At 67.9% G+C, this 24,566-nt stretch carries 18 protein-coding genes; 5 read left to right on the top strand and 13 right to left on the bottom strand.

The genetic code is table 11. From position 1 onward, the window contains the following. Positions 1-52 precede the first annotated feature (52 nt). The gene (locus tag FHR84_RS06605; RefSeq protein ID WP_218862298.1) at positions 53-2,050 is read left to right on the top strand and encodes an arabinofuranosyltransferase; all 1,998 of its coding nucleotides are present in this window, start codon (positions 53-55) and stop codon (positions 2,048-2,050) included. A 258-nt stretch (positions 2,051-2,308) separates the two neighbouring features. Here the strand turns inward: FHR84_RS06605 and FHR84_RS06600 are convergent, their stop codons facing one another. After that, a complete protein-coding gene (locus FHR84_RS06600) occupies positions 2,309-3,550 on the bottom strand; it encodes a cytochrome P450 family protein (protein WP_179534581.1) in 1,242 nt (413 codons plus the stop codon). 206 nt (positions 3,551-3,756) lie between these two features. Beyond that, positions 3,757-7,359, bottom strand: a complete 3,603-nt coding sequence (dnaE, locus tag FHR84_RS06595) for a DNA polymerase III subunit alpha (RefSeq protein ID WP_179534580.1) — start codon at positions 7,357-7,359, stop codon at positions 3,757-3,759. A gap of 301 nt (positions 7,360-7,660) precedes the next feature. On the opposite strand from dnaE, the gene FHR84_RS06590 reads away from it, so the two are divergent. Continuing rightward, positions 7,661-8,770, top strand: coding sequence for an AsnC family protein (locus FHR84_RS06590; RefSeq protein WP_179534579.1), 1,110 nt, complete (start codon positions 7,661-7,663; stop codon positions 8,768-8,770). Positions 8,771-8,943: 173 nt separating this feature from the next. After that, the gene (locus tag FHR84_RS06585) at positions 8,944-9,627 is read left to right on the top strand and encodes a DedA family protein (protein ID WP_343075176.1); all 684 of its coding nucleotides are present in this window, start codon (positions 8,944-8,946) and stop codon (positions 9,625-9,627) included. On the opposite strand, the gene FHR84_RS06580 is transcribed toward FHR84_RS06585, so the two are convergent. The 3 genes from FHR84_RS06580 to map form a co-directional block, all read right to left on the bottom strand. Further along, positions 9,621-10,553 (bottom strand): RluA family pseudouridine synthase, encoded by a 933-nt coding sequence (locus tag FHR84_RS06580; protein ID WP_218862297.1) that lies wholly within the window; start codon positions 10,551-10,553, stop codon positions 9,621-9,623. The two genes, FHR84_RS06585 and FHR84_RS06580, sit on opposite strands and share 7 nt — an antisense overlap. Further along, the gene (gene lspA, locus FHR84_RS06575) at positions 10,550-11,269 is read right to left on the bottom strand and encodes a signal peptidase II (protein WP_179534577.1); all 720 of its coding nucleotides are present in this window, start codon (positions 11,267-11,269) and stop codon (positions 10,550-10,552) included. The genes FHR84_RS06580 and lspA overlap by 4 nt, the downstream gene beginning before the upstream one ends. A 166-nt stretch (positions 11,270-11,435) precedes the next feature. Further along, a complete protein-coding gene (map, locus tag FHR84_RS06570; RefSeq protein ID WP_179534576.1) occupies positions 11,436-12,203 on the bottom strand; it encodes a type I methionyl aminopeptidase in 768 nt (255 codons plus the stop codon). Positions 12,204-12,290: 87 nt separating this feature from the next. Between map and FHR84_RS06565 the strand changes: the two genes are divergently transcribed. Further along, positions 12,291-12,596: a helix-turn-helix domain-containing protein gene (locus FHR84_RS06565; protein ID WP_179534575.1), complete on the top strand. Its 306-nt coding sequence runs from the start codon at positions 12,291-12,293 to the stop codon at positions 12,594-12,596. Between the two features lie 171 nt (positions 12,597-12,767). Beyond that, a complete protein-coding gene (gene gndA / locus FHR84_RS06560) occupies positions 12,768-14,201 on the top strand; it encodes an NADP-dependent phosphogluconate dehydrogenase (protein WP_179534574.1) in 1,434 nt (477 codons plus the stop codon). Between the two features lie 234 nt (positions 14,202-14,435). On the opposite strand, the gene ileS is transcribed toward gndA, so the two are convergent. The 8 genes from ileS to ftsZ all read right to left on the bottom strand — a co-directional run bounded on the left by ileS (position 14,436) and on the right by ftsZ (position 23,936). Next, the gene (ileS, locus tag FHR84_RS06555; RefSeq protein WP_179534573.1) at positions 14,436-17,633 is read right to left on the bottom strand and encodes an isoleucine--tRNA ligase; all 3,198 of its coding nucleotides are present in this window, start codon (positions 17,631-17,633) and stop codon (positions 14,436-14,438) included. 380 nt (positions 17,634-18,013) lie between these two features. Next, positions 18,014-18,589, bottom strand: coding sequence for a hypothetical protein (locus tag FHR84_RS06550; RefSeq protein ID WP_179534572.1), 576 nt, complete (start codon positions 18,587-18,589; stop codon positions 18,014-18,016). A gap of 107 nt (positions 18,590-18,696) precedes the next feature. Further along, complete coding sequence (gene wag31, locus FHR84_RS06545) at positions 18,697-19,557, bottom strand: DivIVA-like cell division protein Wag31 (RefSeq protein ID WP_179534571.1); 861 nt, start codon at positions 19,555-19,557, stop codon at positions 18,697-18,699. 46 nt (positions 19,558-19,603) lie between these two features. Then, positions 19,604-19,888, bottom strand: coding sequence for a YggT family protein (locus tag FHR84_RS06540; RefSeq protein ID WP_175455020.1), 285 nt, complete (start codon positions 19,886-19,888; stop codon positions 19,604-19,606). Between the two features lie 19 nt (positions 19,889-19,907). Beyond that, the gene (locus FHR84_RS06535; protein ID WP_179534570.1) at positions 19,908-20,525 is read right to left on the bottom strand and encodes a cell division protein SepF; all 618 of its coding nucleotides are present in this window, start codon (positions 20,523-20,525) and stop codon (positions 19,908-19,910) included. A gap of 61 nt (positions 20,526-20,586) precedes the next feature. After that, positions 20,587-21,330 (bottom strand): YggS family pyridoxal phosphate-dependent enzyme, encoded by a 744-nt coding sequence (locus FHR84_RS06530; RefSeq protein WP_179534569.1) that lies wholly within the window; start codon positions 21,328-21,330, stop codon positions 20,587-20,589. Next, positions 21,327-22,046 (bottom strand): peptidoglycan editing factor PgeF, encoded by a 720-nt coding sequence (gene pgeF / locus FHR84_RS06525; RefSeq protein ID WP_179534568.1) that lies wholly within the window; start codon positions 22,044-22,046, stop codon positions 21,327-21,329. The genes FHR84_RS06530 and pgeF overlap by 4 nt, the downstream gene beginning before the upstream one ends. 318 nt (positions 22,047-22,364) lie before the next feature. Then, on the bottom strand, positions 22,365-23,936 hold the full coding sequence (ftsZ, locus tag FHR84_RS06520; RefSeq protein ID WP_179534882.1) for a cell division protein FtsZ: 1,572 nt from the start codon (positions 23,934-23,936) through the stop codon (positions 22,365-22,367). Between the last annotated feature and the right edge of the window lie 630 nt (positions 23,937-24,566).

The following is a 24,566-nucleotide window of genomic DNA, read 5'->3' as shown; positions in this document are numbered from 1 at the left end:
TATTCTTCGTGCACAGTCATCATCGAATTCGCGGACGAAAGTGGCGGAAGCCTTGCCAAACCCCACGCCGACCGGACCGGGCAGAGCCCAACGCGACCACGTGATCTCGGCTTCGAGATTACCCGCCGGCCAGACGATCACCGAGCTGCTGCTCGGCACGGTGACGGCGGCTGCGCTGAGTATCGTGTTGCAGTTCGGGGTCGCCCGGCTCGGGATCGTCGAACCGAGCAACGGCCCCGAGGCGCTGGCGGTGTTCGGCACGACCGTGCTGCTCGTCCTCGTCTTCGGCGCGGTGGTTCGCGGCCGCTGGTTCCCGAGGGCGAGATGGCTGCGGCTCGGCGGCGTCTGGATCACGCTGACGACGCTGAGCACCCTCGCTCTCGCCCTCCCGCTGCAGGGGACGCGCTTCTACTACGGCGGTTCCGGCGGCGACAACGCCTTCCGGATGCAGTACATGACCCGGATGGCGGAGAACCTGGTCCCCGCGGACATGAACTACGCCAACATCCCCCCGTACTACCCCTCGGGATGGTTCTGGCTGGGCGGCCGCTTCGCCAACCTGATCGGCTGGGAGGGCTGGGCCGCGTACAAACCGTACGCGGTGGCCTGGATAGCCGTGGCCGGAGTCGTGGCTTTCACGCTGTGGAGCCTCAGCCTGCCGCGCAAGCTGGCCCTGCTCGCCGCGCTGGCCACCATTCTCGCCGGGACCCGGCACGGCCTGCTCGAACCCTACGCCTGGCCCTCGGCCGCCTGGTTGGCTCCGATAGCGGTGTTGACCTGGCGCACGTTGTCCGCACGACCGCGCGCACCACGCGGGGCGCTGCTCGGCATCGGCGTGTTCACCGGTTTCGCCGCGATCACCTACACGCTGCACTTCGGTTTCAGCGTGCTGCTCACGGTTTCCATGGCGGTGGTCATCGGAACGCTCCGGGTCCGGCGCGGCTCCTCCGTGGGCGGGACCGTACGTGAGCTCTTCCTGCGGCTGCTGCCGATCGGGATCACCAGCGGGGTGATAGCCCTGGTGGTGTGGCTGCCCTTCCTGCTGGCAGGCGGGTTGTTCCAGCGCAGTGCCGCCCAGCACTACCTTCCGGAGGGCAGCGCCTTCCTCCCACTGCCGATGACGGATCCGAAGCCGTTCGGCCTGCTCTGCCTCAGCGGCCTCGTGTGGTTGGTCATACGCACGACGACGAGCCGCATCGCCCAGGCACTGCTCACCGTGACCGCCGCGGTTTACGTCTGGTTCGGACTGTCCACGCTGGCTCTGCTGGCGGAGACGACGCTGCTGGCCTTCCGACTGCAAGTGGTCCTGGAAAGCGCGCTGGCCGTCGCGGGAACGCTGGGGCTCGTCGAGCTGGTCAGGTACCTACGCCGGAAGCTCTCGATGCGTCACGCGACGCAGTTGACGGTGTTCGCCGTTGTCATCGCGGTCACCGGATCGCTGGCCGTGCTCCAGCACGAGATGTCATCGGGGCTGAGCTCGGAGAAGAAGGCCGCGTACAACGACTACTACCCGAACGGGAACAACGCGCTGGCCGAAGCGGAAACCGGTGAACCGGGTGCCTGGCTGGACGAGCTGAACTCGACGATCAACGAGCTCACGCACGACCCGCCACAGCACAACATCCTGCTCACCACGAACTACGACCTGCTCTCCTACCACCCCTACTGGGGCTTTCAGCAGGAAACCCCGCACTACGCCAACCCACTGGCCGAGTACGAGCGTCGTGCGGCCGAGATACGGAGGTGGTCGAACGCCGCGAGCAGCGACGAGCTGTCCCGCATGCTCCGGAACGCCGATTTCGAAGCTCCCGAGGTGTTCGTCGTACGGCACCACTCGGACGGGAAGGAAGTGCACGTGCCGAAGATCCTCGACGACGCCGACCGGGTCAATCCACCGGAGGGCGAGTACTCGGTGACCCTGAAGGCCGACGCGTTTCCCCGCCAGCCCAATGTGCACAACTACCCCGTGGTGTTCGACGCCGATTTGTTCCGGGACCCCGCTTTCGTCACGCGCCGGGTCGGCCCGTACACCGTGATCGCACGCCGCTGAGGGGGCCGCGCTCGCGTACTCCGACTCCGCCCGGAGGGGCGTGTTCCCGCGGCGACGACAGGCACCGCAGAGAGCCGGGCGGCGCGGTCCGCTTCCCGACCGGCGCCGCCCGGCAGCTCCGGCACTCCTCGTCCGGGCTCCGCGCCGATGCCTTCCCGTCGTGCCGACGAACGGCACGGCGCTTTCGGCGCGGGCGGTGCCGGGAAGTTCGCCCGAGCAGTCGGCACCGCCGCCCGAACCGAGCCGGGAAGACCTCGTTCAGGACAGTCGCACCGGCAATCGCTCGAGACCGCGCATGAGCGTGCTGAACCGGTAGCGCAGGTTCTCCCTCGGGACGTCGAGCGCGATGTTCGGGAAACGTTCGGCCAACTGCCGCAGCGCGATCTCGCCCTCCATGCGGGCCAGCGGTGCTCCCACGCAGAAGTGGATGCCGTGTCCGAACGCCAGGTGCCCGCCGGTGGCCCTGTCCTGGTCGAACCGGTGCGGTTCGGGGAACTTCTCGTCGTCCCTGTTCGCCGAGGACAACGCCACCAGGACCAGTTCGCCCTCGGGGATGTCCACTTCGCCCACCCGCACCGGTTCGCTCGTGAACCGCAGGGTCGCGAGGTTGACCGGCCCGTCGAAACGCAGCGCCTCCTCGACCACCTTCGCGGCCCGCGTCGGATCGGCACGCAGTTTCTCGTGCTCCTCGTCGTTGTCCAGCAGCGCCAGCACGCCGTTGCCTATCAGGTTGACCGTCGTCTCGTGCCCGGCCACGAGCAGCAGGAAGACCATGGCGACCAGCTCGTTGCCGCTCAGCCGGTCGCTCTCGTCGCTCGCCTCGATCAAACCGGCGAGCAGGTCGTCGCCCGGGCTCTCGCGTTTCCGCTCGATCAGTTCGAGCAGGTACTCGGACATGGCCAGGGCCGCCTGTTCGGACGCCCGCGGATCCTCGCCCGATACGAGCGTGTTGGACCACACGCGGAAGTCCTGCCTGCGATCCTCCGGGATGCCGAGCAGTTCGCAGATCACCCGGATGGGAAGTGGAAAGGCGAACTCGTCCAGCAGGTCCACTTCGGTCTCGCCGGCGGAATCACGAACCGCCAACCGGTCGAGCAGCTCGCCGGTTATCTGCTCTATGCGGGGACGCAGTGCCTCCACCCTCCGCGCGGTGAAGGCCTTGACCACCAGCTTGCGCAGTCTGGTGTGGTCGGGCGGATCCATGTTCAGCATGTGAGCCTGTATCGACTCCCCGAAGTTGGCACTGTCCGCCCCTTCTTCGGTCTTGCGATCCAGCACGCTCCGTATACCCCGGTAGTCCTTGGTCAACCGCTGATCCGTGAGAGCGGCCTTGGCCTCCGCGTAACGGGTGATCAACCAGACCGGCATCCCGGTTATGGTCGTCACTCGTCGAGTGGGGTCGTTCTCCCGCATACGCGCGTACTGCACGTGCGGGTCCTGCAGGAACTCGTCGTCGAGCACCGTGGTGGCGGCGTGCGGGCACTGCTGTGACGCGGTCATGACAACCTTTCCGGTAAACGAGTGGCCACCGTCAGTTAACACCGTTTAGACCGGGGTTGTCATCCCACACTCAGCGGAGCTGGCACGAACTCGGGACGCCGGAGTCGCCCGGCGCCCCGAGCGCCCGTCGGGAGCACTGCCGGCTCCCGCGCTCCGGGGGCGAACAGCCGACCCGAACGAACCGCTCCGTCACCGCTGCCGAGAACTCACTGCGCCGACTCGAAGCAGCTCGCGCCGAGCAGCCCCTTCAGCTCGCCCTGCAGCCCGTTCTCGGTGTTGACGCAGTAGTCGCTGGACAGGGCCAACCGGGTCACTCCCCGGATTCCCTGCAGCTTGACCTGCACCGGAACGTCACCGGAATGAGCGCGCAGCGTCCGCTTGAGTTCGTGCACCAGGGGACGGTCCACCTTCGTCGCCGGGATCCGCAGCACGAAGGCCGGGCTGCTTCCCGGGGCTGTCTCGGCGGCGGAGATGTCGATCGGCACCGCGTCCGAGGCGAAGACGCTGATCGCGCCCTCCCGCTCGTTGATCCTGCCCTTCACGGCTATGGCCGTGTCCTCCACCAGGGTCTCGGAGAACACCTCGTAGGCCTTGGGGAAGAACAGGACCTCCACACTGGCGTCCAGGTCCTCCAACGTCGCGATCGCCCAGGGCTGACCGTTCTTGTTGAGCTTACGCTGGATTCCGGAGATCATCCCCGCGATACGGACCTGCGGCTCCTTGCCGTCCTTGCCTCCGGAGGAGGAACGCTCCCCGCCGACCAGCTCCGCGATCCCGGTGTCCTGGTACGGAGCGAGCAACTTGTGCGCCCCGTCCAACGGGTGCGCCGAGACGTAGAGCCCCAGCATCTCCCGCTCGTAGGCCAGCAACTGCTTGCGCGGCCACTCCTCGTCGGAGAAGGTCAGGTGTGCCAGCGGGGAGCTCTCCGAGGCCGCGTCATCGCTCGAAGCGGGGCCGAACAGGTCGAACTGCCCGGCGGCCTGCTGGCGCTTCAGGGCCAGCACCGCGTCCACGGCGGACTCGTGCTGTTCGGTCAGCCCCATCCTGGTGTGTCCGAGCGAGTCGAACGCACCGGCCTTGATCAACGACTCGACGACGCGCTTGTTGCAGGCGAGCGTCTCGGACTTGTCCAGGAAGTCGCGGAACGAGGCGTAGCGCCCCTGCTCCTCGCGCACCCGGCAGATCGAGGAGACCACGTTGGAACCGACGTTGCGCACCGCGCTGAGCCCGAAACGCACGTCCCTGCCGACAGCGGTGAACGTGTCCCTGGAGTCGTTGACGTCCGGCGAGAGCACCCGCACGTCCATCCGGCGGCACTCGGAAAGGTAGACGGCCATCTTGTCCTTGTTGTCACCGTTGGCCGTGAGCAGCGCGGCCATGTACTCGGCGGGGTAGTTGGCCTTCAGATAGGCGGTCCAGTAGGCCACCAGGGCGTAACCCGCCGCGTGGGACTTGTTGAACGCGTAACCGGCGAACGGCAGAACCGTGGTCCACAGCGCGTTGATCGCTTCCTCGCTGTAACCGTTGCCCGACATGCCGGAGTGGAACCGGACGAACTCCTCGTCCAGCACCGCCTTCTTCTTCTTGCCCATGGCGCGGCGCAGGATGTCCGCTTGTCCGAGGCTGTACCCGGCCACCTTCTGCGCGATGGCCATGATCTGCTCCTGGTAGACGATCAACCCGTAGGTCTCGGCCAGGATGTCGCGCAACGGCTCCTCGAGCTCGGGGTGGATGGGCTCGATCGGTTTGCGGCCGTTCTTGCGGTCGGCGTAGTCCAGGTGCGCGTTGACCTCCATCGGACCCGGCCGGTACAGCGCGTTGGCCGCGACGATGTCGGTGAACTCGGTGGGGCGCAGCCGCTTGAGCAACTCGCGCATCCCGCCACCCTCGAGCTGGAAAACGCCCAGGCTCTCGCCCCGCGCCAGCAACGCGTAGGTGTTGGGATCGTCGAGCGCCAGCTTCGAGAGGTCTATTTCCAGGTCGTGGTTGGTGCGCACGGACTGCAGGGCGTCCCCGAGGATCGTCAGGTTCGACAGCCCCAGGAAGTCCATCTTGAGCAGGCCGATCGCCTCACAGCTCGGGTAGTCCCAGCCCGTGATGATCGAACCGTCGTCGCGCATCCACAGCGGAACCGTCCCCATGAGGGGTTGGGAGGACAGGATCACCGCGCAGGCGTGCACGCCCGCGTTGCGGATCAGCCCCTCCAGCCCCCGCGCGGTGGAGAAGATCTGCGAGACGGACTGGTCGCTCTCGATCAGCCCGCGCACCTCGGCCGCCTCCGCGTAGCGCTCGTGCTCGGGATCGACGATTCCCTCGAGCGGGATGTCCTTGGCCGCGACCGGTGCGGGCAGCGCCTTGGAGATCTTCTCCGCGATGGCGAAGCCCGGCTGGCCGTGGTGCACGCGCGCGGCGTCCTTCAACGCCGCCTTGGTCTTGATCTTGCCGAAGGTGATGACCTGCGCGACCTTGTCCCGCCCGTACTTGTCGTTCGCGTACTGCAGCACCTCGTCGCGCCTGCGGTCGTCGAAGTCGAGGTCGATGTCGGGCGGTGAGTCACGTTCCGGGTTCAGGAACCGCTCGAAGATCAGCCCGTGCGCGATCGGATCCAGATCGGTTATGTGCAGCACGTAGGCCAGCAGCGACCCCGCTGCCGAACCACGTCCGGGGCCGACGTGGATGTTCTCCGACTTCGCCCAACGGGTCACGTCGCCGACCACGAGGAAGTAGGCGCAGTACCCCTTGGTGTCCAGCACGTCGATCTCGAGCTGGAGCCGGTGCCTGTAGTCGTCGCTGACACCTTCGGGGAAACGGCTCGGCAGGTAGTGCTCGACCTCGGCCGCCAGCGCGTCCCGTTCGGTGGTGCCCGCCTCGACCGTCACGCGCGGCATCCGGTCCTCGTAGGTCCAGACCTCCTCGTAGGACTCGACCAGCTCGCTCACCAGCAGCGTGTTGTCCGCCGCCCCGGGGACCTCCTCGTCCCAGTACTCCCGCATCTCCGCGGAGGACTTGAGGTAGTAGCCGTCGCCGTTGAACTGGAACCGGTTCTCGTCGTGGAGGGTCTTGCCGGACTGCACGCACAGCAGCGCGCCGTGCGACTCGGCCTGGTCGACCGTCACGTAGTGACTGTCGTTGGTGGCCACCGGTTTGAGATCCAGCTCCTTGCCGATCTTGAGCAGGTTCTCGCGAACGGAACGCTCGATGACCAGCCCGTGGTCCATCAGTTCGAGGAAGAAGTTCTCCGCGCCGAAGATGTCCTTGTAGTCGGAGGCCGCCTGCAGGGCCTCCTTGTACTGCCCCAGACGCAGCCGGGTCTGCACCTCTCCCGAGGGACATCCGGTGGTGGCGATGATCCCCTCGGCGTACTCGGAGATCAGCTCGCGGTCCATCCTGGGTTTGCGGTACTGCCCCTCGAAAGAGGCCCGGCTGGACAGGGTGAACAGGTTGCGCAGCCCGACCGAGTTGCGCGCCCACATGGTCATGTGCGTGTAGGCACCGGCGCCGGAGACGTCACCGCCCTCACCGAACTCGTCGATGCTGCGCTGCTTGGCCTCACCCCAGAACACCGGCTTCTTGTGGTACCTGCTCTGCGGAGCGACGTAGGACTCGATACCGATGATCGGCTTGATCCCGGCCTTCTTGGCCTGCTGGTAGAACTCGTCGGCCCCGAACATGTTGCCGTGGTCGGTCATCGCCACCGCGGGCATCCCCAGACGTTGGGCCTCGGAGAACAGGGCCCCCATCTTCGCCGCGCCGTCCAACATCGAGTACTCGGTGTGCACGTGCAGGTGAACGAACGAATCGGCGGACACGGCGAATCTCCCCTTCGCGAGCAACACGACGCAAATCAATGCTGTGACCGGGAAAAACGATTACCCGGCCGGCTGGAAAACCGGCGCGATCGGCAACCTCGCTCCTGCGACGGGAGGTGGTTGGACGCCTTGTCCCAAGCCTAGTCCAGCGGCCCGCGCGAACGGAGCAGTCCCCCTGGCGCGTCGTCCCTTCCGGTAGGGGCCGCACCGGCCGACCTCCACGGATCACCCGGTCGTTCCGGAGGAGCGGATCGACACCACGGGGAGACCGCTCTCGATCAGACGGGTAGCGTGGCCGGATGTGGCTGGACCGGATCCCGTGGACGTACACCTGCTGAACGCCGTCGCCGAAACAGGTCGTGCGGCGGTGCACGAACTCGCCGCTCATCTCGGAATGGACGTGCGGGACGTGGCCGCGCGGCTGGCCGCACTGTCCACGACCGGGCTGCCGCTCGTGGTGGGCGTGGAATGCGACCCGAACGGAATTCGCAGCGCGCTGGCCACAGCGGGTGCACAGCCGATGCAGTACCCCGGAACCCCACAGGCACCGGGCCAACCGAGCGGGAGCCATCCGGTCCCGCCCATGACCGGAGGCACCCCGGTCATGGGGGGTCCTCCACCGCAACCACCCCACCAGTCCGGGCAACACAGCGGTAATCACCCGGTCTACGGCGGCCCGAGCGGCCCACATCCACCGCAGAGCGGCCCCTACCCGGCACCCGCCCCACCGCCGCAACCACCGCAGGGCGCAGCACCTCCGCCCCAGCAGACACCGCCGCAGCCCCCGGCTCCGCAGAACCAGCCCCCGGGACAACCGCCGCAGTGGCCGCCGGGCGCCCAGCCCGGTCAAGGCCCCCCGCCGGGCTGGGCGCCCGGCGGACCACCGGGTACCCCCGCAGGGTGGGGACCACCCGGTTCCGCCTCCTGGACCAGGACGGACCAGCCGAACGCCGCGGGGAACGCGGCACCCCAGCAGCCCCCCGTCCCCCGGTCGGGCAAAGTGGGGACCAAGCTCGAGGGGGTCGGCCCCGGCGGGGAGCCGGTCTCCATCCTGCTGGTCGAAGTGGTGGATCCCGCCGACTTCCTGTTCAGCGCGGCAGGGCACACCCTCGCCGAGGGCGAGCGCGCCGTCGTCGTGCACACCGAGCTGACGAACCGGGGTTCCACGGTTTACGACGCGTCGCCCGACGCGAACCTGGTTCTGGTCACCACGGAGGGCTCACCCGTCTCCAAGGCATCGGTCTCGCTGTCCTCCCGGCCACCGCACAGCTCCGGCGTGTCCCCCGGCGAGACGGGCGGTGGGCACACCGTCTTCGTGCTCCCCGAGGACACCGAGTTGAGCACGGTCGAGTGGTCGCCACGGCCCGAGCCGGGCCCCAGCTCGCTGACCTGGGACATCTCGGACCTCTGAACTCCGGGGAGCGCTTTCGGGCACGGCCGGGCCTCCACGTGGGTGGGGGAACCGCTCCGGCGGGTGCCGAACCGCTGTCCGGGTGGGGTCGGGGACATCCCCGATGACGCCGGAACGGTCCACCGCTACCGTCGGAACGGTCTCATCCCCGAAAGGACCACAGGAATGTGATCGTGGACGCCGTCGAAATCGCGCAGAACGTCATGGGGTCACCATGGCTTTACCTCGCGATCTACGTGTTCGTGGCCATCGACGGGTTCTTCCCGACCATCCCGGGGGAAGCTCTGGTCGTCACCTCGGGAGTCTTCGCCGCTTCCGGACAGCCCGAACTCCCCCTCGTCGTGCTCGCGGCCGCCGCCGGCGGACTCACGGGGGACCACGTCTCCTACGGCATCGGACGGTTGGCGGGAAGCCGGCTCCTGGACCGAATGCGCCCCGGAACGCGGAAACGCAAACCGTTCGACTGGGCCGCGCGGACGCTGCGCCAGCGCGGCGGTTCGGTCCTGATCGTCTGCAGGTTCGTCCCCGGCTGCCGCACCGCGGCGACACTGACCACGGGCAGCGTGCGCTTCCCGCTCCCGTCCTTCGCAGGGTTCAGCAGTGTGGGCGGCCTGTGCTGGGCGAGCTATTTCACCGTGGTCGGCTATCTGGGCGGGATCACCTTCCGGGAGCACCCGCTGCTCGGCGTCGTGCTGGGAATCGCCCTCGCGGTTCTGGTCGCAGGCACCGTCGAAGGAATCAGGAGCATGCGGCAGCGCCGGGTGGAAGCGGGCGACGACTCCCCCGTCGGCGAAGGCGAAACGGCCGGGCGGACAACTCCGGTTCCCGCACGGGGGAGCACCGGGACGTATCAGTGATCCTGGGCGCGCAGCTCGTCCAGAGCGTGTTGCAGATCGGCGGGGTAGGCGCTGTCGAACGTGACCCGCCTGCCGTGGGCCGGATGTTCGAAGACCAGTGAATAGGCGTGCAGCCACTGGCGCGTGAGGCCGAGGTGCTGCGCGAGGACGGGGTCGGCCCCGTAGGTCAGGTCCCCGACGCAGGGATGCCGCACCGCCGAGAAGTGCACCCGGATCTGATGGGTCCGCCCGGTCTCCAACTTCACGTCCACCAGCGAGGCCGCCCGGAACGCCTCCACGATCTCGTAGTGCGTGACGCTGGGCTTGCCCTCCGCGACCACCGCGAACTTGTAGTCGTGCCGAGGGTGGCGGTCGATCGGCGCATCGATCGTCCCCTTGCTCGGATCGGGATGCCCCTGCACCAGCGCGTGGTAGTGCTTGTCCACGGTGCGTTCCTTGAACGCACGCTTGAGCACCGAGTAGGCGTGGTCCGACTTCGCGAGCACCATGACTCCGGTGGTTCCCGCGTCCAGGCGGTGAACCACTCCCTGCCGCTCCGGCGGCCCGGAGCTCGCGAGCGTGATCCCCGCGGCGGCCAGTCCACCCAGCACGGTCGGCCCCTCCCAACCGGGACTGGGATGCACCGCCACCCCGATGGGTTTGTTGACCACCACGATGTCGTCGTCCTCGTGCACCACCGTCAGTCCCTCGACCGGAACGGGGACCACCTCGGCCGGTTCCTCGCTCTCGGGGAGCCGCACCTCCAGCCAGGAACCGGCCAGCAGACGGTCCGACTTGCCGACCGGGGAACCGTCCAGCTCCACGTCGTCGGACTCGGTCAGCGCGGCGACCGCGCTGCGGGACATCCCCAGCAGTTTGGCCAGCCCCGAATCGACCCGCATACCGTCCAGGCCGTCCGGAACAGGCAGTGTTCGCAGGTCACTCAAGATTTTTCCTCACCGTCACCGCGCTCCGGATCGGTGGCGCCGGAACGCTCCGAGTCCGCACCGCTGTCTTCGCGTTCGACCACCCCGGGGCCGCGCTCGTCCGTGTCCTGGTTCACCGCGCTCCGGGACTTCTTCCGCTGCACGGTCCCGTCGTAGTCGTACCCGAGCAGCGCGAACAGCACGATGATCACCCCGCCGCAGACGATCCCCGAGTCGGCCAGGTTGAAAACCGGCCAGACGCTGCCGTCCGGGGCCAGAACCGACAGAAAGTCGATCACGTGGCCGCGCAGGGGACCCGGTTCCCGGAAGATCCGGTCCACCAGGTTGCCGGTGGACCCCCCGAGGACGAGACCGATGCCGACGGCCCATCCCTTCGAACGCAGCTTCGGCGCGAACCAGATGATGACCCCGATCACCACTATCGCCAGCAGCGCGAGCACCCAGGTGAGTCCGGTGGCGATGCTGAAGGCCGCCCCCGGGTTGCGGAAGAGCACCAGGTAGAGCGCCCCACCGAACAGCTCGACCGGCGGTTGCCCCTCGAGCCGCGCTATCGCCAGCGACTTGGTGAGCACGTCCAGCCCGAGCAGCACCAGGGAGATCCCGAACAGCAGCCCCAACAGCCGCCAGCGGGGTGACTCCCGCGCCCCGGCGGAACCCGCCCGTGCCGTGTGCTCCCCGGAAGACGTCGAGTCGGATCGGCGGCGCTCATCGCTCACACGACCATTCTCCCCGACCGGGTGGCGGCGCACTCAGCAGGCCGTCGCCACGTGCCCGTCCGGGGCAGCGGCACCGCTTCGCCGCCGAAGTCCTCGCGGAAGGCCCCGTTCCGAGAGGAGTGCTCGGTCGGCGCGGACCGGGGGCCTCCGTCTCGCTCCCGAGAGGTCAGGGCCGGGGCAGCCCCAGTGGTCCCTCTTCGGTGACCGCCACGGTGCGCTCGGAGTGAGCCGTGCGTGAACCGTCCGCCGAGCGGATCGTCCACCCGTCCTCGTCGAGGACGATCCGGTCGGTCAGGCGGGCGAACCAGGGATCGAGGGCGATGGTCAGCCCGGGACGCAGGCGCAGTCCACGTCCCCTGGTTCCCCCGTTGGAGACGTGCGGTTCCTCGTGCGTGGTCCGCCCCAGTCCGTGCCCGCCGAACTCCGTGTTGACCGAGTAGCCGTACTCGCGTGCGACGGCCCCGATCGCCGCCGAGACGTCCCCCAGCCGGCTGTCCGGCCGGGCGGCCGCGATCCCGGCCTCCAGGGCTTCCTCGGTGGCCCGCACGAGACGAACGTCCTCCTCGGCCGACGTTCCCACGATGACGCTACGAGCCGAATCGGCCACCCATCCGTCGATCTCGACCGCGAGGTCCATGCTCAGCACGTCCCCGTCACCGAGAACGTAGTCACGGGGGAGGCCGTGCAGCACCGCGTCGTTCACGGAGAGACAGACGACGTCGCGGAACGGGCCGTTACCGAACGAGGGCTCGTAGTCCCAGTAGCAGGACTTCGCTCCACGACGACGACGAAGAGCCGCACGAGCGCGTTCCTCGAGCTCGAGAAGGTTCGTCCCCGCTGTGGCGTTCTCACCCAGCTCGGTCAGCACTTCGCTCACGAACCGCCCCGTGGAACGCATGTGCTCGATCTCGGCAGCGGACTTCAACTCGTTCAAGGAGCTGTCCTTCGCGTTCGAACTTCAGGTATTAAAATACCAGAAGCTCTTCTTTTGGTATTTCAATACCGGACATACCATGCGAATATGGTGCGTCTTCCGCTCACGCCCGAGCAGATCGAGGCGGGGAAACGGCTCGGCACCCTACTCCGGGACGCCCGAGGCGAGCGCGATCCCCACGAGGTGGCACGAATCGCCGGCATATCCCCGGAAACCCTGCGCAAGATCGAATCCGGGCGGTTGCCCACCCCGGCCTTCGGCACCGTCATCGGTTTGGGGGACGCGCTAGGGCTACCGACGCAGGAGCTGGCGGCCGTATGGCGCGGCGCCCCCTCACCCCACTCGCTCCGGGACGCCCCCGCCGCGGACCCCGCGGACGAGACGGCGCGCTGACGAACCGTCGGTTCCGGCGTCTTCGGCCGGATCCACCGCGTGCGCCCTGTCGCACTGCGCACAGCACCGGGATGAGCTAGTCAGTCCGGGGAACATTCCACCGGATCGACGATGTTGCCCCGGCGGGATCTCCGAACTGCCGGATCCGGAACGGGAACGAACGGAGCACACATGAGCGACAAGGCACAGATCGGCGTCACCGGACTGGCGGTCATGGGCCGCAACCTGGCGCGCAACCTCGCTCGCAACGGCCACCGCGTCGCGGTGCACAACAGGCACCGCGAGCGCACCGACGAACTGATCGAGCAGTTCGGCTCGGAGGGCGAGTTCGTGCCGAGCCACTCGCTGCGCGAACTGGTCGACTCCCTGGAGCGCCCTCGCCGCATCGTGGTGATGGTCAAGGCGGGAGGTCCCACCGACGCGGTGATCGAGGAACTGGTCCCGATGCTGGACAACGACGACATCGTCGTCGACGCGGGCAACGCCAACTTCGAGGACACCCTGCGCCGCGAGTCCTCCCTGGCCGAACGGGGCGTGCGTTTCGTCGGGACCGGGGTCTCCGGCGGCGAGGAGGGCGCGCTGCACGGTCCCAGCATCATGCCCGGGGGGTCTGCGAGCGCCTATCGCGAGCTGGAACCGATCCTGCGTTCGATCGCGGCCGACGTCGACGGCACCCCGTGCGTCACTCACGTGGGCGAAAACGGCGCGGGGCACTTCGTCAAGATGGTGCACAACGGCATCGAGTACGCCGACATGCAGCTCATCGCCGAGACCTACGACCTGCTGCGCGGCGTCCTCGGCCGCGGACCGGGCGAGATCGCGGAGACCTTCCGCGAGTTCGACCGCGGACGTCTGGAGTCCTACCTGATCGGGATCACCGCCGAGGTGCTCGACCACACCGACCCCCGGACCGGTCGCCCCTTCGTGGACGTCGTGCTCGACCAGGCCGAGCAGAAGGGCACCGGTCGCTGGACCGTGCAGAACGCTCTCGAACTCGCCAGTCCGGTCAGCGGCATAGCCGAAGCCGTCTTCGCCCGCTCGATCTCCGGGCAGGTGCGGCTGCGCCAGGCGGGCAGGAACCTCCCCGGCCCGTCCACCCCCGCCGAACAACCCGACCCCGAGCGATTCGTCGCCGACGTGGAGCAGGCGCTCTACGCCTCGAAGATCATCGCCTACGCGCAGGGCTTCAACCAGATCCGGGCAGGAAGCGAGACCTACGACTGGAACATCGACTACGGAGCGGTGGCCACGATCTGGCGCGGTGGCTGCATCATCAGGGCGAAATTCCTCGACCGCATCCGCGCTGCCTACGACCAGAATCCGGAACTCCCCAGCCTGCTGGGCGACGAGAACTTCCGGCAGGCCCTCGAGCAGGCCCAGGACTCGTGGCGACGTGTGGTGGCCACCGCGACCTCCCTCGGGATCCCCGTCCCCGGGATGTCGGCCGCGCTGGCCTACTACGACACCGTCCGCGCCGAGCGGCTGCCCGCTTCACTGATCCAGGGGCAGCGGGACTACTTCGGCGCGCACACCTACCGCCGCACCGACGTCGACGGGGTCTTCCACACGGAGTGGGCCGGCGATCGCTCCGAGCACGGGGCCTGAGCGGACAACGCCCGGCACGGAGCCACGCCCGAGTTCGGCCGAGGAACCCGGGCCGCCGAGCGAGCAACGGGCGCTGAGCGCTCCGTCCGGCTAGCTCCCTCCGGAGCGAATCCTCCGCCCCCGAGGACGACTTCCGAGCGTTTCGCGCGAAACGTTCCACGGGGGCGGGAGACGGCGAGGCCCGCACCGTCGCCGGACGGCGGGAGGCGGGCCTCGTCCTCACCCACCGTGGGCTCAGGACCCGGACTTGACCACCGACACGGCGATCTCGGTGTCCTTGTCCCCCACCGTGCCGACCAACGCCCCCTGCGGGGACTCCTCCGTCAACTCCACGGAATCGGCCAGGATCTCCCCCGCGACGAACGAGCGGTGCTCGTCGATCGCGTCCCGCACGGCCGCCGGGGCCGCGACCGTGGCGATGATGCGGTCCGAGACCACCAGCCCGGCGTCCCGCCTGGCCTGCTGGGCCACCCTGATCACGTCGCGGGCCGTGCCCTCGGCCGCCAGCTCCGTGGTGACCTCCGTGTCCAGCACGACCAGTCCCTCACCGCTCGGCAGCGCGGCGGCCGCTCCGGAATCGGTGGAGACGAGGTGCTCGGAGAACTCCTCCGGACGCAGCTCGATCCCCGCGGCGGACACGTTCCCGCTCGAGGTACGCGCCCACTCCCCGGACTTGACGGCCTTGATCACCTTCTGCACGTCCCCCCCGAGCCGCGGACCGGCCGCGCGCGCGTTGACCGAGATCTCGAAGTGCCCGTGCGCGGCCACATCGGTGGTCGGTTCGACGTTCTTGACGTTGACCTCGTCGCGGATCAGCTCCACGAACGGCCGCAACGCCTCCGCCTGCGGCAGCGCCACGGTCAACCTCCGCAGCGGGAGCCGCACCCTGAGCTTGTTCGACTTGCGCAACCCGAGAGCGGTGGAGCACACCCTCCGAACACTGTCCATGGCGTGCACCAGATCCGGGTCGGAGGGGAGCTGGTCCGCCGAGGGCCAGTCCGCCAGGTGGACGGAACGTTCACCGGTCAACCCGCGCCAAACCGCCTCGGCCGTGAGCGGAAGCAGCGGAGCGAGCACCCGGCAGGTGATCTCCAGCACCGTGTGCAGGGTGTCGATCGCTTCGCGGTCGCCCGCCCAGAAGCGGTCCCGGGACCGCCGGACGTACCAGTTGGTCAGCACCTCGAGGAAGTCCCGGACCGAGGCACAGGATCCGGCCAGGTCGAACGCGTCCATGGACGCCTGCACGTCCTCGACCAGCTCGCGCGTCTTCGCCAAGACGTACCGGTCGAGCACGTGCTGGCCGTCGGTACGCCAGTTCCCCTCGAGTCCCTCGGCATTGGCGTACAACGCCAGGAAGTACCAGGAGTTCCACAGCGGGAGCACCGCCTGCCGCACCGCGTCCCGGATGCCCTTCTCCGTGACCACGAGGTCGCCCCCGCGCAGGACCGGGCTGGACATCAGGAACCAACGCATCGCGTCCGAACCGTCGCGTTCGAAGACCTCGCGCACGTCCGGGTAGTTGCGCTTCGACTTGGACATCTTCAGCCCGTCGTGTCCGAGCACGATGCCGTGAGCGACCACGTGGGAGAAGGCCGGACGGTCGAACAGCGCGGTGGCCAGCACGTGCAGCGTGTAGAACCAGCCGCGGGTCTGCCCGCTGTACTCCACGATGAAGTCGCCCGGGTAGTGGTGCTCGAACCACTCGGCGTTCTCGAACGGGTAGTGCACCTGGGCGAACGGCATGGCCCCGGACTCGAACCAGCAGTCCAGCACGTCGGGAACCCGACGCATGGTGGACCTGCCCGTGGGGTCGTCCGGGTTGGGCCGGGTCAGCTCGTCGATGTCCGGGCGGTGCAGATTCGTGGGCCGAACCCCGAAGTCCGCTTCCAGCTCGTCCAGCGAACCGTAGACGTCGGTGCGCGGGTGGTTCGGGTCGTCGGACATCCACACCGGGATGGGCGAACCCCAGTAGCGGTTGCGCGAGATGTTCCAGTCCCTGGCGTTCTCCAACCACTTGCCGAACTGGCCGTCCCGGATGTGTTCCGGTACCCAGTCGATCCGCTGGTTGAGTTCCACCATCCGGTCCTTGAACCGGCTCACGGCGACGAACCAGGACGAAACGGCCCGCTGGATGAGCGCGTTGTCGCAGCGCCAGCAGTGGGGGTACGGGTGGTCGTAGGTCTCGTGCCGCAGCAGCAGGCCGGAGTCCTTGAGATCCCGGATGATCTGTTTGTTCGCCTCGAAGACCTGCTGCCCCTCGTAGGGGGCGGCCTCGGAGGTGAACCGCCCGTGCGCGTCCACGGGGACCACCGGATCGATCCCGGCAGCGTCGGTTACGGTCTTGTCCTCCTCGCCGAAGGCCGGAGCGATGTGCACGAGGCCGGTACCGTCCTCGGTGGTCACGTAATCGGCTTCCAGGATGCGGTGCGCGTTCGGCCTTCCGCGGAAGAAGTCGAACGGAGGGTCGTAGCCCACCCCGAGCAGCTCACTGCCGGAAAAGCGCGCGAGCACGTGCTCGGCCACGTCCTCGCCGAGTTCACGGGAGTAGGCCTGCAACCGGTCCGCGGCCACGACGTAGCGGCGGTCGCTCTCGGCGGGCTGCACCAGCACGTACTCGATGTCGGGGTGCACAGCCGCGGCGAGGTTGGACGGCAGTGTCCACGGTGTGGTCGTCCAGACCAGCGCGTAGGCGCCGTCGAACGGCGCACCCTCCGCGTGCAGCCTCAGCCCCACCGTCACCGCCGGGTCCTGGCGCTGGCGGTAAACATCGTCCATCCTGGTCTCGGTGTTGGACAGCGGTGTCTCGCACCGCCAGCAGTACCAGAGCACCCGGAACCCGTTGTAGACGAGTCCCTTGTCCCAGAGGTTCCGGAACGCCCACATGACGCTTTCCATGTAGTCCAGGTCCAGCGTCTTGTAGTCGTTGGCGAAGTCCACCCACCGTGCCTGCCTGGTGACGTAGTCCTGCCACTCGTCGGTGTAGTTGAGCACGGAGGAACGACAGGCCTCGTTGAACTCGGCGATCCCCATGGACTCGATTTCGGACTTGGTGTTGATGCCGAGTTGCTTCTCCGCCTCCACCTCGGCGGGGAGACCGTGGCAGTCCCAGCCGAACCTGCGCTCGACCCGTTGGCCGCGCATGGTCTTGTACCGCGGGACCACGTCCTTGACGTAACCGGTCAGCAGGTGTCCGTAGTGGGGCAGTCCGTTGGCGAAAGGGGGTCCGTCGTAGAAGACGAACTCGTTGGAACCGTCGGTTCCGGGATCCCTGGATTGGACACTCGCACGGAAAGTATCGTCGCGCGCCCAAAAGTCCAGCACCGCGCGTTCGATCGCGGGAAAGGACGGCTGTGCGGACACCGTCCCGGTCCGCTCTGCCGCTTCGGTGCCGTCGGAACTCGCGCCGTTGAACGGGACCTTCGGGTAAGCCATCGCGGATGCGCTCCTCGCGAATGTGTCGTGGTTACTCCGCGCCGAGCACCGGCGGACGGTGCTCGCACGGGGACGACACGACGAGACGTGCTCAGCGAAAGCCACTCGCGTACCGCGGTACCACCCCGCTTGCCACGCACGTTCCTCCACGAACGCGGCCACTCGTTCTCGGCTGTTACGGGCCTACCCGTCCGGTTCTACTGAGGTGGACTCCCACCCGTTCTTCCGGAGGCTCCCCGGTGATGGCCGGATCGACGCCGTTGCAACCAGCATAGCGGGAGCGCGCCACTCGTTTCCGAACCGGGGAGTCGCCGAGCCCCGCCCCGAGAACCGGAGCAGCGCCCCGCTGCCGGAACGATCGAGCGACGAAAACGAAAGACTCACTCTTTCGCGTGCTCTTCTTCCGCTATCGAGCGATCGGGGCGACAGACGGCACAAGGTGTGAAACCGAGCTCCCTCGCCTCACGGACGGGAAGCGGCACGGTCGCTCGCTCACCGGCCCACGTGCAGTCGCCACGGTGGTACCGCGGTCTCTCGTCGATCACGAGGACATCGATCGTGGAGTCGGCCACCAGCAGGGCGTCCGCCGCGTCGGTCTCCTGCTCCGGTGGTTCGGTGTCGGAATCCAGCTCGGCAGCGAGCGCGTCCTGCGAACCCAACGATCGGTCCGGCCCGGAGAGCTCGGACTCCGCACCGGGTTCTTCGGTGGATTCCCCTCCGGAATCCCCTTCCGCCCCCTCGGAGGTGCCCGTCCGTCCCGGATTACCTCCCGAGTGCCGCGGACTCGCCGAAGCAGCCGCGCGGGCACGGTCCCGTCTCCGCGCCAGCAACAGCACGATCCCGCCGATCACGCACAGCAGAACCGAAAGCCACGCCCACTGCGCGAGTCCGGCCGAAACGGCGAACACCAGGACTCCCGCCGCCACGAGCAGGAGCAGCAGCACGATCACCAACACGCAAGTCCACGCTTTCCCGGCACACCGAGCACGGGTCCGCGAAGGGACCGCGACGCTTCGGCAGAACGGGCAGCGCGCTGCTCACGCGCTACCCGTCACCGTCGATATCAGCCGGCTTCCGCCGCCCGCGCACCGAAGTTGTAACCGCCACTTTGCTGTTGCCCCGCGGATCTGGCCCCACCGGAACTCTCGGTTGGAGCGGCGGAACCGCGGTCCTGGAGTTCACGCAGCTGCGATTCGAGATAGCTCTGCAGACGTGAACGATACTCGCGTTCGAAAGTGCGCAGCGTCTCGATCTTCTTCTCGAGCGCGTTCTTCTCCTGCGTGATGTTGCCCATCACCTCGGCGTGCTTGTGCTGCGCGTCCCGTTCCAGACCCGCGGCCTTCTCCCTGGCCTGACGTTCCAGGGTCTCGGCCCGGCTCCGCGCGTCGTTGAGCATCGTCTCGGCCCGGCTCCGCGCGTCGTTGACCATGCTGTCGGCCTTGGTACGCGCATCCGAGAGCAACTGCTCGGACTTGGTCCGCGCTTCGGAGAGCATGCTGTCGGATTCGGTCTTGGCCTCGCCCGTCAACCGGTCGGCCATCTCCTGAGCCAGCCCCAGCACCTTGGCGGCCTGGACGTGTTGATCACCACCGGGCGAGGTCTGCTCGGAAGCCGCCGGTGGCGGCACGGGCTGCAATCTACGGGGTTCCTCGGAGCTCGCGCTCGCGGCCGGGGCGCTCTCCTCCGCCGCCCCGCTCGAAGCGGGCTGGCTGCGCGCCTCGTCGAGATCGGAATGAGCGGACTGCAGCTGCGACTCCAGCTGCTCGACCTGATTCCGCAAGTCGCCGTTTTCCTCCACGAGCCGCGCAAGCTCGGCTTCAACGAGATCGAGGAACGCGTCCACCTCGTCCTCGTTGTAGCCCCGCTTGCCGATCGGAGGTTTGCTGAACGCCACGTTATGGACGTCGGCCGGGGTCAGGCCCACAAGATCACCTCACGCACTCCTCGGCTGCGAGTCACCGGGTTCCCCGTTACCCGGGTTGAGCCAGTCGCATCAAGATATACACGACCAGCAGCAGCACCATAATGGACAAGTCCAGCCCGACGTTGCCGATCCGGACCGTCGGGATCACCCGACGCAACAAGCGTACGGGTGGGTCGGTCACTGTGTAGATGGTCTCCAGCACGATTGCAACCCCACCCCCGGGGCGCCAGTCGCGAGCGAACGCGCGCACGAGCTCCACCACGATACGGGCGATGAGCAGCAACCAGAAGAAGAACAGTAGATAGTAAAGAACGATCAGGGCCGGTTCCACAGCTCAACTCTGCCACCACTTACCCATAATTGAAAAAGGCCCCCTCGGCGAGGCGCCGTTTGTCTTCCGCCGCCACGTCGACGTTGGGGGGTGAGAGCAAAAACACCCGATTGGTCACCTTTTCGATGGACCCGCGCATCGCGAACGCCAATCCGGCGGCGAAGTCCACCAGCCGTTTGGCATCCGCCTCGTCCATCTCGGTCAGGTTCATGATCACCGGAGTGCCGTCGCGATATTGCTCACCAATGGTCCGCGCCTCGCTGTAACTCCGCGGATGCAGGGTGGTGATCTTACTCAGACTGTAGTGACTGCCCGTGTCGGTCACCGCGCGCAACCGTGGAGTCTGCTCCAGGTTCGGATCAACGGCCAAGGAGCCACGTACCGGGGCGTCGCTCGACCACTGCCTACGCCCGCGGGGGGGCCGGGGACGTGGCTGCTCGTCATGCTCATTCTCTTGTTCCTCGTCCTGAGAAGCGCCGCGCGCCCCGGGGAACCGGCGGCTACCGCCGATACGGTCCTCGGGCGCGTCGTACTCGTCGTAGTCCGACGCGTAACCATCCCGCGCTTCGTCATACTCGTCGACTTCTTCGGCCGGGACCATACCGAAGTACGCCTTCAGCTTGTGTAGCTTACTCATCGGCAAGCCCCTTCCTCCGCGAAAGGTACAGCGACGGCAGACCTTCGACCCGCTTGGTGGCTCACGGCGAGACTAACCGGCGACCGCCGAGCAGTGCCGTTCCGACACGCACACGGGTCGAACCGTGGGCTATCGCACTCTCCAGGTCCCCGCTCATTCCCGCCGACAAGTCCCGAGCTTCGGGGAAGTCCCGTCGGAGCCGCCCGGAAATCTCCGAAAGGGTGGCGAACGCCACATTGGGATCTTCGCCCAACGGAGCAACGCCCATAACACCACGGAGTCGAATCTCACACATCCGAGTGACGATCTCCGCCAGTTCGGGTAGTTCTTCGGGAGAGCAGCCACCACGATCGGCACGCTGCTCCAGATTCACCTGCAGCAACACGTCCAGCGGGCGCGAACGCTCCCCGGACTCCAGGGCGTTGCCGACGGCACGCTGCAGAGCCTCGGCAAGACGCCTGCTGTCCACCGACTCCACGACGTCCGCCCAGCGGGCCACCGAACGGGCCTTGTTCCGCTGCAGCTGACCCACCATGTGCCAACGAGTCCCGGAGTCGGGACGCAACCGGGCGAACTCCTCGGTCTTGGGCCGCGCCTCCTGCTCCTTGTTCTCCGCGAGATCGAGCACCCCGAGATCGGCGAGCAACGCCGCATCGCTCGCGGGGAAAGTCTTGGTCACCGCGAGCAGCTCCACCTCGTCGGTGGACCGCCCCGCGGACGCGCACGCCCGGGCGATCCGTGCCCTCGTCTCCTCCAAGGCCTCGGCGAGTTCGGCACGACGCCGCTCGGCAACCGCGTCACTCACTGCTGTCCCTCCGATTCGGACCACACGACCGCCGCGAGCCTGCCCGTGCGCTCTCCGTCCCGCCGATGACTGAACAGTTCGGAGGATTCGATGGTGCAGCGCGGATCCTGACCGATCCTGCCCACTCCGGCATCGGCCAGCTGCTCCCACAACCCCGCACGCAGATCGAGCCCCGGGGTGCCGCTGCGGGTCTTGGTCGAGCTGCCCGGCAGCACCCGCTCGACATCGTCACGCATCTCGGCGGGAACCTCGTAGCACTCGCCGCAGGCCGCCGGTCCGAGCAGCGCCTCGACACGATCGATCCGCGCGCCCGCGGCGACCATCTCGCGCAGCGCGGAGACGAGCACTCCGACACGCGCCCCCACGCGTCCCGCGTGCACGGCCCCGACCACCCCACTGACCGGATCACCGAGCAGCACCGGGACGCAGTCCGCGGTCAACACCACCAGCGGAAGCCGGGGAACCGCGGTCACCAGTGCGTCCGTGACCTCCACAGGCTCGTCACGAGGGCCGTCCACCACCGTGGCGGTTCTGCCGTGGACCTGTTCCATCCACACGAAGCGATGCTCGTCGATCCCGATTCCCCGGGCCAATTTGGCTTGGTTCGCCGCCAGCGCGTCGGGATCGTCGCCGACACGTCCCCCGAGGTTGAACGAATCGAACGGCGGACGAGAATACCCGCCCTCACGAGTCGTGACGACACGACGTATCAGCAAGAAAAGCCCTCCCCGAGCGCTCGGAACTCCACGCGAGGCGCCGTTCGACGACCACGGCGCTCTCACCGACATTGTCCCGCACCCACTCGACGGAAGGGCACCTCATCGAGGTTTTCCACTCACCCTTGTCGTGGAGGCTCACTCGGCGAAACCTCCCGCGGCCTCGCGAGCGGTTGCCCCGACATCGGGGAGCTGTTCCACACAACGTCGGGACCGTCCTCGCGAGAGACCACGGAAGACCCCGCGGCGGTGCCGACCGCTCGGGGTGGAAAGCCCCGAGCCAACCGACGACTCGGCAGGAAAGCACCGGTCAGCGGATCACCGCCGCATGAACGGGGGGATGTCCACCTCGTCGTCGTTGTCGTCGTCGTTCTGGTTACGCGAACGCCCGAGCAGCGAACCACCGAAGCCGGTGGAGTTCGCAGCGGGGTTCGCGGCGGGGTTCGCGGTGGGGTTCGCCGGATAGCCGCCCGTGGACCGCCCCTGCGCACCCCCGCCCGGCTGTTCCCCGGAGATCGTGGATCCGTCGTTGCCGATGGGGCCGGCCCCGTGCTGCCCGGCACGCTGTTCACTCGTCCCGAAGTGCTGCTCCGAACGCTCGGCGTCGGGAACGGCGGCTCCGCTGTCCCCTCCGGAGGGCGTCGGACCACGTGCGTTGCCGAGCACGCTCGTCCGTTCGGACTCCCCGGGGTACTGCGCGGACTCCTCCTGCGTCGAAGGACGACGGGGCCGCTCGTCCCCGACGGGTTCGGTGCGACCCGCCTGCTCACCGACGCCGGGGGGCTGCCCGGAGACCTGCTGACCGGAGACCTGCTGCGGAGCGTCCTCCTGCTGCTGAACCGGCTCCGCCTGGCCGTCGACCACCTGCCCCTTCCCCACGACCGAGTCCTCGGACTCGTCGCGGGACCCGACCTTGTCCGGATCCAGCTTCTTGTGGGTGGGCGCTCCGGCGTCGAAGCCCGCCGCGATCACGGTCACTCTGACCTCGTCCCCGAGGGAGTCGTCGATGACCGTACCGAAGATGATGTTCGCCTCCGGGTGCGCGGACTCCTGCACCAACGAGGCGGACTCGTTGATCTCGAACAGTCCGAGATCGGAACCACCCGCGATGGCCAGCAGAACACCGTGGGCACCCTCCATCGAAGCCTCGAGCAGCGGGGAGTTGATCGCCTTCTGAGCGGCCTCCACCGCTCTGCCTTCCCCTCTGGCCGAACCGATCCCCATCAGGGCACTGCCAGCGTCCGACATGACGCTTTTCACGTCGGCGAAGTCCAGGTTGATCAGACCGGGGGTGGTGATCAGGTCCGTAATGCCCTGAACACCGGAAAGCAGCACCTCGTCGGCGGACCGGAAGGCGTCCATCAGGCTCACGCCGATGTCGCCGAGCTGCAGCAGCCGGTCGTTCGGGATGACGATCAGCGTGTCGCACTCGTCACGCAGGTCCTTTATCCCCTGTTCGGCCTGGGACGCCCTGCGCTTGCCCTCGAAGGAGAACGGACGGGTGACCACACCGATGGTCAGCGCACCCAGTTTGCGCGCGACGGAGGCGATCACCGGAGCGCCGCCGGTCCCGGTCCCACCACCCTCACCGGCGGTGACGAAGACCATGTCGGCGCCCTTGAGGACCTCCTCGATCTCGTCCTTGTGGTCGTCGGCCGCCTGATAGCCGACATCAGGTGCCGCACCGGCACCCAGTCCGCGCGTCAGCTCACGGCCGATATCGAGCTTGACGTCGGCATCCGACATCAGGAGGGCCTGTGCGTCGGTGTTCACCGCGATGAACTCGACGCCTTTGAGCCCGACCTCGATCATCCGATTCACGGCGTTTACACCGCCGCCACCGATGCCGACGACTTTAATCACCGCGAGATAGTTGTGCGGGGGCGTCATCGTCATCCGCCTTCCTGGTCGTGGCTGAAGCGCTCGCTGTGGTGGACCTGGCCGGTCCTGTTCGCGGACGCCGGTTGGCGCCCCATGGTCGTGCCGCCGATCAACGGCTACGCGGTTGGCTCACTGTCAACCCCGTACATGATCGGACGTTAGGCATCGCGGCCGGGACTAGTCCAGCAGCCACGCCGATGGCCGCTGCCGCGTGTCGCCGACACCATCCAGCCACGAACGCCGTCCCAACGTCTAGGAAGTGCCCGCGCCCCACACCACGACACCTCGAACGCATTCATTCCGCCGTATCACGACCACGGTTCACACCGTACCGCGAAGGGGTTCGGAACGGGCTACGTCCATCGTGGTCGGTCCACGAACGAGGCACGGCGGGACGTTCTCCGCTTTCCGGACACGCTCCGCTCAGCTGGTTGACGCGTTCCCGTCGTGTCGCGGACTGGCGTGGTGCTCTCGGGGCCGGCAGCGCCGGAGCTTCCGTCCGAGCAGCGGCGCCGCCGAGCAACCGCCCACGAGGAGGACGAGCGGAGAACTTCAACGGGGAGCTCGGAACCGCTGCCCTCCGTCCACCGGGGACCCCGCGGGGACACCGGCCGCCACGGAGGACAATCGCACCGGGCC

The sequence above is a fragment of the Actinopolyspora biskrensis genome, assembly GCF_013408175.1.
Classification (GTDB): domain Bacteria; phylum Actinomycetota; class Actinomycetes; order Mycobacteriales; family Pseudonocardiaceae; genus Actinopolyspora; species Actinopolyspora biskrensis.
The sequence above is the reverse complement of the archived record's forward strand: the minus strand, read 5'-3'. Positions and strand labels throughout refer to the sequence as shown.